This window comes from Cupriavidus necator (assembly GCF_040578825.1).
Classification (GTDB): Bacteria; Pseudomonadota; Gammaproteobacteria; order Burkholderiales; family Burkholderiaceae; genus Cupriavidus; species Cupriavidus necator_E.
On record NZ_JBEFLI010000040.1, the window covers coordinates 1 to 13,367 of the forward strand.

A 13,367-nucleotide genomic window follows, 5' to 3' on the forward strand; every position below is an offset into this window, starting at 1 on the left:
CCGCCCCCGCCCCCCCCCCCCGCCGGGGGGGGGGGGGGGCGGCGCCCCCCCCCCCCCCCCCCCGCCCCCCCGCCCCGCCCCCCCCCCCCCCCCCCCCCCCCCCCCCCCCGCCCCCCCCCCCCCCCCCCGCGCCCCCCCCCCCCCCCCCCCCCCCTACCTGCTGTTCGCCATCGTGCCGATCTACTGGATGGTGAACATGTCGTTCAAGACCAACGAGGAGATCGTCTCCACGCTGTCGCTGTGGCCGGCCGAATTCACGCTGCAGCACTACCGGACCATCTTTACCGATCCGTCGTGGTATTCGGGCTACATCAACTCGATGCTTTACGTGGCGATGAACACAGCGATCTCGATCTCGGTGGCGTTGCCCGCGGCGTATGCATTCTCGCGCTACCAGTTCATCGGCGACAAGCATGTGTTCTTCTGGCTGCTGACCAACCGGATGACGCCGCCGGCGGTGTTCCTGCTGCCGTTCTTCCAGCTCTACAGCACCATCGGGCTGATGGACACGCACCTGGGCGTGGCGCTGGCGCACCTGGTCTTCAATGTGCCGCTGGCGGTGTGGATTCTCGAAGGCTTCATGTCGGGCGTGCCGCGCGAGATCGACGAAACCGCCTATGTCGACGGCTACTCGTTCCCGCGCTTCTTCCTGACCATTTTCCTGCCGCTGATCAAGGCCGGCGTGGGCGTGGCGGCGTTCTTCTGCTTCATGTTCAGCTGGGTCGAGCTGCTGCTGGCGCGCACGCTCACGTCGGTGAACGCCAAGCCGATCGTCGCCACCATGACGCGCACGGTATCGGCGTCGGGGATGGACTGGGGCGTGCTGGCCGCGGCCGGCGTGCTGACGATCGTGCCGGGCGGCATCGTGATCTGGTTCGTGCGGCACTACATCGCGAAGGGCTTCGCGATGGGTCGCGTGTAAGCGCACGGCGCAACGCTAATCACTACATGACAAGGAGACGGCGCAATGCTGAGCTGGATGGTGTGGACGACGCCGGTGGCGGTGTTCTTCGGCTGCATCGTGGTGATGCTGATCGGCATGACGATCCTCGAAATACGCGCGCCCTCGGTGCTGCGCAAGGGCTTCCTGCCGATCGCCACCACGCGCGGCGACCGCCTGTTTATCGGGCTGATGTGCGCGGCATGGATCAACCTGGCGTGGGTCGGGTTGGGCGAGAAGGTCGCTGCATGGCTGTCGCTGGCCGAGGCGCCGTCGGTCTGGATCAGCTTCGTCGTGTCGATGCTGGTGCTGGCGCTGATCCTGCGCAAGGGCTAGGCCACTGCGGGCGGTATCACGCAAGGGCCGGATGGATCGGGTTTTAGCAAGGTTTGCGGCTTATCCCTGCCCCGGGGCCGCCACCATGACCATAGCCGGGGAGGGGAAATCTTGAGGAGACACCGATGAATGTGCACGTGAAGTTGGGGATGTCAGCCCTTGCCTGCGCGGCCGCGCTGGCTTGCGGCCAGTCCGCGTGGGCGGGCGAGGCCGAGGCGAAGAGGTGGATCGACAACGAGTTCCAGCCCTCGTCGCTGTCCAGGGACAAGCAGCAGGCGGAAATGAAATGGTTTATCGATGCCGCCGCCAGGCTCAAGGCCAAGGGCGTCACGCAGATCAGCGTCGTGTCCGAGACCATCACCACGCACGAGTATGAATCGAAGACGCTGGCCAGGGCGTTCGAGGAAATCACCGGCATCAAGGTCAAGCACGACCTGATCCAGGAAGGCGACGTGGTCGAGAAGCTGCAGACCTCGATGCAGTCCGGCAAGTCGATCTACGATGGCTGGATCTCGGACTCGGACCTGGTCGGTACGCACTACCGCTATGGCGCGATCCTGCCGCTGACCGACTATATGAACGGCGCCGGCAAGGAGTGGACCAACCCCGGCCTGGATGTGAAGGACTTTATCGGCGCCAAGTTCACCACCGCGCCCGACGGCAAGCTGTACCAGTTGCCCGACCAGCAGTTCGCCAACCTCTACTGGTTCCGCGCCGACTGGTTCGCGCGCAAGGACCTGCAGGACAAGTTCAAGGCCAGGTATGGCTATGACCTGGGCGTGCCGACCAACTGGTCCGCTTACGAAGACATCGCCAACTTCTTCACCAATGATGTGAAGGAGCTCGACGGCAAGAAGGTCTACGGCCATATGGACTACGGCAAGAAGGACCCGTCGCTCGGCTGGCGCTTTACCGACGCCTGGCTGTCCATGGCCGGCACCGCCGACCGGGGCCTGCCCAACGGCTTGCCGGTCGACGAATGGGGCATCCGCGTGGCCGATGACAAGTGCACGCCGGTGGGCGCGTCGGTGTCGCGCGGCGGCGCCACCAACAGCCCGGCGGCGGTCTATGCGCTGACCAAGTACATCGACTGGATGAAGAAGTACGCGCCGCCGCAGGCGATGGGCATGACTTTCTCCGAAGCCGGCCCGGTGCCGGCACAGGGCCAGGTGGCGCAGCAGATCTTCTGGTACACCGCCTTCACCGCCGACATGACCAAGAAGGGCCTGCCGGTGGTCAACGCCGACGGCTCGCCCAAGTGGCGCATGGCGCCGTCGCCGTACGGCCCGTACTGGAAGCAGGGCATGCAGAACGGCTACCAGGACGTGGGCTCGTGGACGTTCTTCAAGAACACCGATCCCAACAAGCTGGCCGGCGCCTGGCTGTACGCGCAGTTCGTCACGTCGAAGACGGTGTCGCTGAAGAAGTCGCTGACCGGGCTGACCTTTATCCGTGACAGCGATATCCACCACGACTACCTGACCAAGAACGCGGCCAAGTACGGCGGCCTGGTGGAGTTCTACCGCAGCCCGGCGCGCGTGGCGTGGACTCCGACCGGCAACAACGTGCCTGACTATCCCAAGCTGGCCCAGCTCTGGTGGAAGAATGTCGCCACCGCGGTCACCGGCGAGAAGACTCCGCAGGCGGCGATGGACACGCTGGCCGAGGAAATGGACCAGGTGATGTCCCGGCTGCAGCGCGCCGGCATGAGCCACTGCGCGCCCAAGCTCAACGGCAAGGGCGATGCGGCCAAGTGGCTGTCGGCCGAGCACGCGCCGTGGAAGAAGCTGGACAACGAGAAGCCGAAGGGGGAAACCATCGCTTACGACAAGCTGTTGCAGGCGTGGAAGGAAGGCAAGGTGCGGTGACACGCTTCGCGCGCCGCGGGTTTGCTCCCCTCTCCCGCGTGCGGGAGAGGGAGCACCCAAACCGTGATTCGTAGATTCGCGGTTGCGCGACGGCTTTGGTCTAGGTTGCCAGGCACGAGGGCTCAGCGCAGGGCGTGATTTCGCCATTTGCTTCCTGACCGGTCCGCGTCTCCGCCATCACCCGAGCCGCATGGCAAGCCTTCCCATGCCGCTTCGCCTCGTACAGCGCCATGTCGGCATGCATGAACAACTCGCTGACCGTCATCGCCTGCCCCGCACCGTGGATCGCCGAGCCCACGCTGGCCGTGGCTTGCAGGGTATGGCCCTCGACCATGAACGGCATGCGCGCAGCCTGCACGATGTTGTTGGCGACGGTTTCCATGCCATGCCGGTCGGCCACCCCCTCAAGGATGACCGCGAACTCGTCGCCGCCGATACGCGCCACCGCGTCGACCTTGCGCACGCACGCGCGCAATCGCTGCGCGAACGCCACCAGCAGCCGGTCGCCCACCGGGTGGCCGTAGCTGTCGTTGACGGCCTTGAAGTCGTCCAGGTCGACCAGCAGCAGCCCCAGCGGCCGCGCGCTGGTGGGCGCCATGCATTCGGCCAGGCGGCGGTCGAAGCCCTTGCGGTTGAGCAGGCCGGTCAGGTAATCGGAGACGGTCTGCGCTTCCAGGCTGCGCAGCTTCTCGCGTTCGTCGGTGACGTTGCGCCCGAACATATGCAGCCCGATCACCGTGTCCTGCGCATCGTTCCACGCCGGCTGGTAGGTGAACTCCAGGCACTGCTTGCCGTCGGCGCCCTCGCGCGTGAAGGTTACCGCGTGGCCGGCGCAGGCCTGCTCCAGGTAGGACTGGCACGCCAGGTACTCCTGCGTGCCCCACAGCTCGCGCAGCGACAGCCCGACAATCTGTTGCGCCGGCACGCCGTAGTGCTGCGCGTACGCCTGGTTGACGAAGACATAGCGCTGCTGCATGTCGATGAACGAAACGAAATCCGGCACATGGTTGGCGATCGCCTCGATGCGCTTCTCGCTCTCCGCGGTACGGTCCTTGGCCGCCTTCAGCGCGGCTTCGCGCTCAGACAACTGCGCCACCACCTCGGCAAAGGTAGTGGCCAGCTCGCCGATCTCGTCCGGGCGGCCGGTCGGCAGGTCCGCCAGCGCGGCCGGGTCGGCGGCGATCTGGCGCACGGCCCGGTGCAGCCGCTGCAGCGGTTCGAGCAGCCGGCGCATCACCAGCCACATCAGCGCGGCGGCTGCCAACAGGGACAGCGCGGCGACGATGAAGGTTCGGTGGCGTACGTCGACCAGCGGCGCATAGGCTTCGGCCGCCGGCAGCACCGCCACCACCTCCCAGCCGTTGGACTCCAGCAGGTAACGCGCCACGATCGGCTGCCGCGGGTGCAGCACCTCTGAGTAAGAGGGCAACTGCTCGGCGCCACATGCTTCGCCCACAGCTAGGGCCGGTGTCAGCACGCGCGAGGGATCGGGATGCAGCGCATAACGGGGGTTGGGACCCGATGACACCAGGCAGAAGCTGCCGGTGACACCGACCCGGCTTTGCGCCAGTTCGCCCAGGAAATTGCTGGCCGACAGGTTCAGCACACCGCCGACCACGCCGCGCAGTTCTCCGCCCGGCCCGTGCAACGGCACCGCGAGCACCACGCCCGGTGCGTTGGTGAACTTGCCCTGGATCAGGTCCGAGACCGCGAACGGCTGGCCGCGCACGATATCGCGGAAATAGTCGCGGTCATCCACGCGCGGCCGCACGCCGTCTGGCACGGCGGTGCTGAACACCAGGTGTCCGTCCGGCGCGGCCAGGAAGATGGCATTGAAGCTGTCTGGCATGTCGACCATGGCTTCGGCGGCACGGCGCAGTTCGGCCGGCCGGGCAGCCAGCATTGGCGAGAGCTGGCGCGCCACGCGGTGCAGCGCCGCGGCGCGGGTTTGCAGTTTCTGGTCGAGCTGTTCGGCAACCAGCTGGACCAGGTTGTCCTGCTGGTCCTGCAGCAGGCCCTTCAGGCTGTCGTAGGCGTAGTACTGCGCGTAGAGGGCGCGCAGCACGATGATCAGCGTCACCACTCCCGCAGTGGCGAGCGCCATCCTGTACTTCAAAGAGTGCTGCATGATTTACTTCTTCTGTGTGCGCACTGACCCGTGTTCTGGTCCCAGGGGCATTGTTTTGCCGACCCCGCCCATTTTTGGGACATGCTGCTGAGATTAGCAGATGTCAAGGGCAAAATCGAAACTGTTTGCAACGCGGTGCAAACGGGACGGCGGTCTGCGCCGCGTAGGTGGCTATAGGGGCTCATGTGGTCGCTCCCGCGATGGGCCAGGTGCGCACGCGCAGCACGGTGTGGTCGCTCGGGCGCAACGTCAGTTCCAGAACCGCCTGCGCCCCGCGCCGCGTGATCGGCGCAATAAACCGGACGGCATCGGTTGCCGCCGTGCCGCCGGCAGCCAGGCGCGTGCCGCAGCGTATCGCCAGCCGCAGGATATGCAGCGGCACGAATCGCTCAGGCTCCTGCATGTCGGCAAGCGCTGCCAGCGTGAAATGCAGCGGCTGCCGTGCCAGCCCGATAAAACGCTCACGCAGACGCGCCAGCGTCGTGGCGGGCGCCGCCAGTCCTTCACCTTCCTCACCGCTGCGCGTCATGCCGCGCACGCGCGGCTGCCAAAGCGTGCCGGCGACCAGCAGGGGTGCCGCTGTGGCGCCATCGTCCGCCCCGCATTCGGCAAGCGCTGCCAGGTCGCCGGCGAGGTCGTAGGACGCGGCCACCGCGGCAAAGCTGCGGTGGTAGCCGATGATGCAATCCATGTCCTCGTCATAAACCGGCCGGGCGTCGCGCGGCACGCGCGCGGGGCGCAGCTCGAACCAGCCGGCGCAGACCGGGTTGTGGCCGGTCCAGGCCAGGGCAGGTTCTGGCGCGGCGTGGACGTAAGGGGCGGCGGGCGGGATGGCCAGGGTGTTGGCGAACGACACAGCGGGCTCCGGTGGCAAACGGAGTCTTCAAGTTATTCGCCGCGCGGCGGGTGCGAAATGAGACGAGCCTTGTTGGCGACAACGCGAGTGTGTCGGGGCCGCAGGGGAGGGGTAGGAGCAGGGTCGCCGGGCGAATGGCGTGCAGAAATGAGAAAAGCCAGCGCAAGGCTGGCTTTTCCGAATCTGGTGGGTGGTACAGGGATTGAACCTGTGACCCCTGCCGTGTGAAGGCAGTGCTCTACCGCTGAGCTAACCACCCCTGTCTGCGTCGTCGTTGCCGTCGTGCAGCAGAGAAATGAGATTATGCCGAGGCTGTTGTATCTTGTAAAGCCCTTTTTCGAAATTTTTGTTCAGGCGGCCAGGGTTCCCGGCTCTTCCACGGCGGCTTCCTGCCACACCGTCTTGCCGCCGCTGGCCTTGTCCAGCGCCTTGAGCACTTCGAGGTGGGCGGCTTGTTCGGCGTCGCTGGCACGCAGCACCGGCAGCGCCAGCCGCGACAGGTCAGCAGCAGCGACGGCGCTGCCGTGGCTGGCGGAGCTGTCGAGCATGTCGATGACCAGCGAGTCCTGGCCGCGCGTCATCGCCAGGTAGACCTCGGCCAGCAGTTCGGCATCGAGCAGTGCGCCGTGCAGTGTGCGATGGGCGTTGCTGATGCCCAGGCGATCGCACAGCGCGTCGAGCGAGTTGCGCTTGCCGGGGAACATCTGCCGCGCTTCGCGCAGCGTATCGATCACACTGCCGACATGCTGGCGGAACGGCGGCAGGCCCAGCAGCTGGAATTCCATGTCGAGGAAGCCCAGGTCGAACTGCGCGTTGTGGATGATCAGCTCGGCATCCTGGACGAATTCGCGGATGTCGTGAACGACGTCGGCAAAGCGCGGTTTATCGGCCAGGAATTCGAGCGTGATGCCGTGCACGGCGATCGCGCCTTCGTCGATATCGCGTTCCGGGTTGACGTAGAAGTGCAGGTGGCGTCCCGTCAGGCGGCGGTTCATCAGCTCGACGCAGCCGATTTCGATCAGGCGGTCGCCGGTGGCGGCATTCAGGCCGGTGGTTTCGGTATCGAGAACGATTTGTCGCATGGCGGGCATTCTAGCGGAGCGGCGCGTGCGCCCCGCGGTTCTTGTTGCTTGTTGTTGGCTTGCTGCGAAAAACCGGATCAGCGGCCGATCGAATCCACGCCGCGATTGGCCAGCGCATCGGCGCGTTCGTTGCCGGGGTGGCCGTTATGGCCACGCACCCAGTGCCACGAGACCTGGTGCTGCTGCGCCAGCGCATCCAGCTCCTGCCACAGGTCGGCATTCTTGACCGGCTTCTTTTCGGCGGTCTTCCAGCCGCGCGCCTTCCAGCCGGGCAGCCATTCGCTGATGCCTTTCTGCACATATTGCGAGTCGGTGTAGACGCGCACCGTGCATGGCCGTTTGAGCGCGCGCAGCGCTTCGATCACGGCCGTCATTTCCATGCGGTTGTTGGTGGTGTTGGCTTCGCCGCCGAACAGTTCTTTCTCGCTGGTGCCGGCGACGAGCACCGCGCCCCAGCCGCCGCGGCCGGGATTGCCCTTGCAGGCGCCGTCGGAGTAGATCGTGACTTCTTCCATATATTTCCGTAGTGGCCGCCCGCATGGCGGGCGGCGCATTGAAGGGGCTGGCGCGATGGCGTGACGGCGGGCAAGAAACGCGTCAGCGCTCGTCGCCGGGCGTCTTGCCGTGCGTGCCGGTGGGCGAGGCCACGGGCGATGCCACCGGCGCCAGCGCCGGCTTGGTCTTCCAGGCCGGGCCGACCAGGCGGATGTTGCGCACGCGCTTGATCGCCGAGATCATATAGACCGCGCCGAAGATCGGCCACCAGCGATCGCCGGCTTTTTCCATGAAGGCGGCGCGCTGCAGCCAGCGCTCGGTGCGGTAGGGCGGGCAATAGCAGCCGAAGCGGCCGCGGATGATATCGAAGCCCAGCAGCTTGAGCCAGTCCTTGATGCGCACGAAGCCGATCTGCTGGGCATCGGTCGGCAGGAACGGCGTGGCGCCGAGCCGGTTCATGCCCTGGCGCGCACCCCACAGGCTCATCGGGTTGAAGCAGCTGACCACCACGCGCCCCTCGGGCATCAGCACGCGCGAGACCTCGCGCAGCACTTCGTGCGGATCGTCGGTGAACTCGAGAATATGGGGCAGGGTGACCAGGTCGAGGCTTTGCGTGTCGAACGGCAGCTCGTCGAAACGGCACAGCAACTGGCGCGCGTCCGGATGTGCGGCGCGCGGCCCGTGGGGGCCGCTGGACGGGTCCAGCGCCAGCGCCGAGAACGGCATCCGGTTCTCTCGCAGGGTGTCGATGTAGGGCAGGCCGAGCTGCACCGCGTGGTAGCCGAAGATATCGGCCACGGTCCGGTCGTACTGCTGCGCCTCCCAGCGCAGCATGTACTCACCGGGAGGCGAGGCCAGCCAGTCTTCCCAGCTTACAATCGGGCGATTGGTGCGATTGGGACGATTGGACATAGGAGCATGCGCATGTTGAAGGTTGAGCCGATCCCGGCCTTCCAGGATAACTATATCTGGGCCATCCACGACGGGCATCGCGCCGCCGTGGTCGATCCCGGCGAGGCCGCGCCGGTGGAGCGCTTCCTGGCGCAAAAGGGTCTGGCTCTGGGCGCTATTGTAATCACCCATCACCACGGCGATCACCAGGGCGGCGTGGCGGAGCTGCTGGCGGCACACCCGCGCACCCCGTCGGGCGAGCCGATGCCGGTGCTGGGCCCGGCCAGCGAGCGCATCGGCGGGCGCACCCGGGCGCTGCGCGAAGGCGACGTCGTGACGCTGGCGGCGCCGGCGCTGACGCTGCGCGTGCTGGACGTGCCGGGCCATACCGCCGGCCATATCGCTTACTTCGGGGACCGCGGCGATCTGGGCGAGGCCGGTCCGGCGGTGTTCTGCGGCGATACCCTCTTTGCCAGCGGCTGCGGGCGGCTGTTCGAGGGCACGCCGGCGCAGATGCTGGAGTCGCTGGACAAGCTGGCGGCGCTGCCCGGCGATACCCGCGTCTATTGCGCGCACGAGTACACGCGCAGCAACGTGCGCTTTGCCCGGGCGGTGGAGCCCGGCAACGCCGCGCTGGCGGCATGGGACCAGCGCGTGGCAGAACTGCGCGAGGCCGGTGTGCCGACGCTGCCCACCACCATCGCCCACGAGCGCGCGGTCAACCCGTTCCTGCGCTCGCGCGAACCGGCGGTGCGCGCCGCGGTGTCGGCGCAGGGCGGTGCCGTCGACAGCGACGCGAAAGCCTTTGGCGCGCTGCGCGGCTGGAAGGATAATTTCCGCTGAGATATTGCCGGCGCACCGCCCCGGTGCGCTATGTAGAAAATCTGATTGACGCGATAGGCCGTTTTTTTTAGCATCACGCAACCTTTTAGCGTCACGATTCGAGAACTTAATGAAAATTGGTCGATTACTGGCGGTGGTGGCCTGCGCGGCGCTGCTTGCAGCCTGCGCCAGCACCCCCACGCCGCCTGACGCCGATGCCAACGGCGCCGCGACCGCCCAGACTGCCAAGCGCCAGGATCCGCTCAACACGCTCAGCGACAAGTCGGCGCCTTCCTCCACTACCACCATCAATGTCGACCAGGGCGGCCTGAACTGGCTGCGTGGTCCGTCCACCGATATCTGGGATCGCATCCGCCGTGGTTTTGCCATGCCGGATCTCGAGGGCACGCTGGTCGACGACCGCGCCCAGTGGTACTCGCAGCGGCCGGAATACATGGAGCGGATGGTCGGGCGTTCGAGCCTTTACCTGTACCACATCGTCGAGGAGCTGGAACGGCGCAAGATGCCGACCGAGCTGGCGCTGCTGCCTTTCGTCGAAAGCGCGTTCAACCCGCAGGCGCAATCCAGCGCCAAGGCGGCCGGCATGTGGCAGTTCATCCCGAGCACGGGCAAGTTTTACAACCTCAAGCAGAACATGTTCCGCGACGAGCGCCGCGATGTGCTGGCCTCGACCGATGCCGCGCTGGACTACCTGGCGCGGCTCTACGACATGTTTGGCGACTGGCACCTGGCACTGGCGGCGTACAACTGGGGCGAGGGCGCGGTGTCGCGCGCGATCGCGCGCAACCAGGCGCGCGGGCTGCCGACCGACTACGCCAGCCTGACCATGCCCAACGAAACGCGCTACTACGTGCCGAAGTTGCAGGCGGTCAAGAACATTATCGCCAACCCGGCGGCATACGGCGTCAAGCTGCCCGAGATCCCGGACCACCCGTACTTCGTCACGGTGACCACCTCGCGCGATATCGACGTCAAGCTGGCGGCCAAGCTGGCGGACATGTCGGTGGAAGAGTTCAAGGCGCTGAACCCGTCGTTCAACCGGCCGGTGATCCTGGGCGCGTCCAATCCGCAGATCCTGCTGCCGTTCGACAATGCCGAGCGCTTCCAGTACAACCTGAACACTTACCGCGGCGGGCTGTCGAGCTGGACCGCGGTGACGGTGGATGGCCGCGAGCGCGTCGAGGCGCTGGCGGCGCGGCTGAACGTTGACGCCGATACGCTGCGCGAGATCAACAGCATCCCCAAGGGCATGCGGCTGAAGGCGGGTTCGACGGTGATGATCCCGCGCTCGGGCCGCCACGACCAGGACATCAGCGCGAGCCTGGCCGACAGCGCGATACTGGCGATGGAGCCGGACTTGCCGGACGCGCGCCGTGTCGTGGTACGCGCCGGCCGGCGCGATACCGTGGCCTCGGTGGCGCGGCGCTATGGCGTATCGGCGCGGCAGGTGCAGTCGTGGAACAAGCTGTCCGGCACCAAGCTGGTGGCGGGCCAGAGCCTGGTGCTGATGGTGCCGGTGCGCGGCGCCGGCGCGGTGCGGGCGGCGCGCGCCGAACAGGCTGACCGAGCCGAACGCGCGGAAAGGGCCGAGCGCACCGAGCGTCCGGAGCGGGCCGAGCGCGCCGGCAAGGGTGCCAAGGGCGAGATCGTGCGCGTGTCCGCCAAGGGCGGCAAGGCTGAGCCGCGCAAGCGTGTGGTGGTCGAGGCCTCATCGCGGCGCACGTCCAAGCCGGCCGCCGCCGTCAAGGCGTCGGCCAAGACCACCGTCAAGGCCAGCGCCAAGGGCTCCAAGGCCCGCTGAAGCCACGCAAGCGCCGGTGCCGTCCGGCGCGGTACAAGAAGGAGGGCGATGCCGGCGGCACGCCCTCTTTTATTTTGTGACCTCGCCTGTGCCCGGATTTGTGCCGGCTCAGCAGCACGGCGCCGCGCCCCCCTCCCAAAGTCCATCCCGGTGCGCCCGCGCCGGTGGCAAACTACCGTCATCATCACAACAACCGCTGACGCGGAGGAGACAGCCATGACGGCAAGCCATGCCGTGCATGCCCGTTCGCTGGCCGACCCTGAAGGGTTCTGGGCCGAACAGGCGGCGCGCATCGACTGGGAAACCCCGTTCGACCAGGTACTCGACAACAGCCGCGCGCCCTTTACGCGCTGGTTCGTGGGCGGGCGCACCAACCTGTGCCACAACGCGGTCGACCGCCACCTGGCGACCCGCGCCAGCCAGCCCGCGCTGCACTGGGTCTCCACCGAGACCGACCAGGCCCGCAGCTACACCTATGCCGAGCTGCACGACGAGGTCAACCGCATGGCCGCGATCCTGCAGGGGCTGGGCGTGCACAAGGGCGACCGCGTGCTGATCTATATGCCGATGATCCCGCAGGCCGCCTTCGCGATGCTGGCGTGCGCGCGCATCGGCGCGATCCATTCGGTGGTGTTCGGCGGCTTCGCCTCGGTCAGCCTGGCGGCGCGCATCGACGATGCGCAGCCGCGCGTGGTGATCAGCGCCGACGCCGGCTCGCGCGCCGGCAAGGTGGTGCCGTACAAGCCGCTGCTGGACGAGGCCATCCGGCTGTCGTCGCACCAGCCGGAGAAGGTGCTGCTGGTGGATCGCCAGCTTGCCGACATGCCGCGCACCGAAGGCCGCGACGAAGACTACGCCGCCTGGCGCGAGCGCGTCGCCGGCGCGCAGGTGCCTTGCGTATGGCTCGAATCAGGTGAGCCCTCCTACGTGCTCTACACCTCCGGCACCACCGGCAAGCCCAAGGGCGTGCAGCGCGATACCGGCGGCTATGCGGTGGCGCTGGCCACGTCGATGGAATACATCTTCTGCGGCAAGCCCGGCGACACCATGTTCACTGCGTCGGATATCGGCTGGGTGGTCGGGCACAGCTATATCGTCTATGGCCCCTTGCTGGCCGGCATGACCACGCTGATGTACGAAGGCACGCCGATCCGGCCGGACGGCGGCATCCTGTGGCGGCTGGTGCAGGACTACAAGGTCAACCTGATGTTCAGCGCGCCGACCGCGATCCGCGTGCTGAAGAAGCAGGACCCGGCCTGGCTCACGCGCTACGACCTGTCCAGCCTGCGGTTGCTGTTCCTGGCCGGCGAGCCGCTGGACGAGCCCACCGCGCGCTGGATCCAGGACGGGTTGGGCAAACCGGTGGTCGACAACTACTGGCAGACCGAGTCCGGCTGGCCGATTATCGCGATCCAGCGCGGCATCGAACCGCTGCCGCCCAAGCTGGGCTCGCCGGGCGTGCCGGCCTATGGCTATGACCTGAAGATCGTTGACGAGAACACCGGGGTGGAATGCCCGCCGGGGCAGAAGGGCGTGGTCGCCATCGACGGACCGCTGCCGCCGGGCTGCATGAGCACCGTGTGGGGCGATGACGACCGCTTCGAGCGCACTTACTGGCAGGCGGTGCCGAACCGGCTGTGCTATTCCACCTTCGACTGGGGCGTGCGCGACGAGGACGGCTACGTCTTTATCCTGGGCCGCACCGATGATGTGATCAACGTGGCCGGCCACCGGCTGGGCACGCGCGAGATCGAGGAAAGCCTGTCGTCCAGTCCGGCCGTGGCCGAGGTGGCGGTGGTGGGGGTACAGGACGCGCTCAAGGGCCAGGTGGCCATGGCGTTCTGCATCGCCCGCGATCCGGCACGCACTGCCACGCCCCAGGACCGGCTGGGGCTGGAAGGCGAACTGATGAAAACGGTGGAGCAGCAGCTCGGCGCCGTGGCGCGGCCGGCGCGCGTATTGTTTGTCAATGCGCTGCCCAAGACGCGTTCCGGCAAGCTGCTGCGACGCGCGATGCAGGCGGTGGCCGAAGGGCGCGACCCCGGCGACCTGACCACGATCGAGGACCCGGGTGCGCTGGAGCAGATCCAGGCGGCGCTGAAGGGGTGAAGAAGTGAAGGGCTGAGG

At 67.1% G+C, this 13,367-nt stretch carries 11 protein-coding genes and 1 tRNA gene; 6 read left to right on the top strand and 6 right to left on the bottom strand.

Annotation, left to right across the window (positions count from 1 at the left end):
- The first annotated feature begins 157 nt into the window (after window positions 1–157).
- The 3 genes from AB1I47_RS19690 (at window position 158) to AB1I47_RS19700 (ending at window position 3,144) form a co-directional block, all read left to right on the top strand.
- Window positions 158–922: a carbohydrate ABC transporter permease gene (locus AB1I47_RS19690; protein ID WP_354685467.1), complete on the top strand. Its 765-nt coding sequence runs from the start codon at window positions 158–160 to the stop codon at window positions 920–922.
- A gap of 45 nt (window positions 923–967) precedes the next feature.
- Window positions 968–1,276, top strand: a complete 309-nt coding sequence (locus AB1I47_RS19695) for a DUF2160 domain-containing protein (protein WP_354685417.1) — start codon at window positions 968–970, stop codon at window positions 1,274–1,276.
- 137 nt (window positions 1,277–1,413) lie between these two features.
- The gene (locus AB1I47_RS19700; RefSeq protein WP_354685468.1) at window positions 1,414–3,144 is read left to right on the top strand and encodes an ABC transporter substrate-binding protein; all 1,731 of its coding nucleotides are present in this window, start codon (window positions 1,414–1,416) and stop codon (window positions 3,142–3,144) included.
- Between the two features lie 100 nt (window positions 3,145–3,244).
- On the opposite strand, the gene AB1I47_RS19705 is transcribed toward AB1I47_RS19700, so the two are convergent.
- The 6 genes from AB1I47_RS19705 to AB1I47_RS19730 form a co-directional block, all read right to left on the bottom strand.
- Window positions 3,245–5,272 (bottom strand): sensor domain-containing diguanylate cyclase, encoded by a 2,028-nt coding sequence (locus AB1I47_RS19705; RefSeq protein WP_354685418.1) that lies wholly within the window; start codon window positions 5,270–5,272, stop codon window positions 3,245–3,247.
- A gap of 181 nt (window positions 5,273–5,453) precedes the next feature.
- The gene (locus AB1I47_RS19710) at window positions 5,454–6,128 is read right to left on the bottom strand and encodes a hypothetical protein (protein WP_354685419.1); all 675 of its coding nucleotides are present in this window, start codon (window positions 6,126–6,128) and stop codon (window positions 5,454–5,456) included.
- Window positions 6,129–6,312: 184 nt separating this feature from the next.
- Window positions 6,313–6,387: transfer RNA gene (locus AB1I47_RS19715), tRNA-Val, on the bottom strand.
- Window positions 6,388–6,478: 91 nt separating this feature from the next.
- A complete protein-coding gene (dnaQ, locus tag AB1I47_RS19720; protein WP_407935871.1) occupies window positions 6,479–7,219 on the bottom strand; it encodes a DNA polymerase III subunit epsilon in 741 nt (246 codons plus the stop codon).
- Between the two features lie 68 nt (window positions 7,220–7,287).
- Window positions 7,288–7,725, bottom strand: coding sequence for a ribonuclease HI (rnhA, locus tag AB1I47_RS19725; RefSeq protein ID WP_354685421.1), 438 nt, complete (start codon window positions 7,723–7,725; stop codon window positions 7,288–7,290).
- A gap of 82 nt (window positions 7,726–7,807) precedes the next feature.
- Window positions 7,808–8,617 (bottom strand): class I SAM-dependent methyltransferase, encoded by an 810-nt coding sequence (locus AB1I47_RS19730; protein ID WP_354685422.1) that lies wholly within the window; start codon window positions 8,615–8,617, stop codon window positions 7,808–7,810.
- Between the two features lie 12 nt (window positions 8,618–8,629).
- Between AB1I47_RS19730 and gloB the strand changes: the two genes are divergently transcribed.
- The 3 genes from gloB to AB1I47_RS19745 all read left to right on the top strand — a co-directional run bounded on the left by gloB (window position 8,630) and on the right by AB1I47_RS19745 (window position 13,349).
- Complete coding sequence (gene gloB / locus AB1I47_RS19735; RefSeq protein WP_354685423.1) at window positions 8,630–9,439, top strand: hydroxyacylglutathione hydrolase; 810 nt, start codon at window positions 8,630–8,632, stop codon at window positions 9,437–9,439.
- A 109-nt stretch (window positions 9,440–9,548) separates the two neighbouring features.
- Entirely contained in the window at window positions 9,549–11,240 is a 1,692-nt protein-coding gene (locus tag AB1I47_RS19740) for a transglycosylase SLT domain-containing protein (RefSeq protein WP_354685424.1), read from the top strand.
- Between the two features lie 183 nt (window positions 11,241–11,423).
- Window positions 11,424–13,349, top strand: coding sequence for a propionate--CoA ligase (locus AB1I47_RS19745; RefSeq protein ID WP_354685469.1), 1,926 nt, complete (start codon window positions 11,424–11,426; stop codon window positions 13,347–13,349).
- The last annotated feature ends 18 nt before the right edge of the window (window positions 13,350–13,367 follow it).

Coding starts and splice junctions, on each gene's coding strand:
- AB1I47_RS19695 (WP_354685417.1), top strand. CDS start 968: ATGCTGAGCTGGATGGTGTGGACGACGCCGGTGGCGGTGTTCTTCGGC.
- AB1I47_RS19705 (WP_354685418.1), bottom strand. CDS start 5,272: ATGCAGCACTCTTTGAAGTACAGGATGGCGCTCGCCACTGCGGGAGTG.
- dnaQ (WP_407935871.1), bottom strand. CDS start 7,219: ATGCCCGCCATGCGACAAATCGTTCTCGATACCGAAACCACCGGCCTG.
- rnhA (WP_354685421.1), bottom strand. CDS start 7,725: ATGGAAGAAGTCACGATCTACTCCGACGGCGCCTGCAAGGGCAATCCC.
- AB1I47_RS19730 (WP_354685422.1), bottom strand. CDS start 8,617: ATGTCCAATCGTCCCAATCGCACCAATCGCCCGATTGTAAGCTGGGAA.
- gloB (WP_354685423.1), top strand. CDS start 8,630: ATGTTGAAGGTTGAGCCGATCCCGGCCTTCCAGGATAACTATATCTGG.
- AB1I47_RS19740 (WP_354685424.1), top strand. CDS start 9,549: ATGAAAATTGGTCGATTACTGGCGGTGGTGGCCTGCGCGGCGCTGCTT.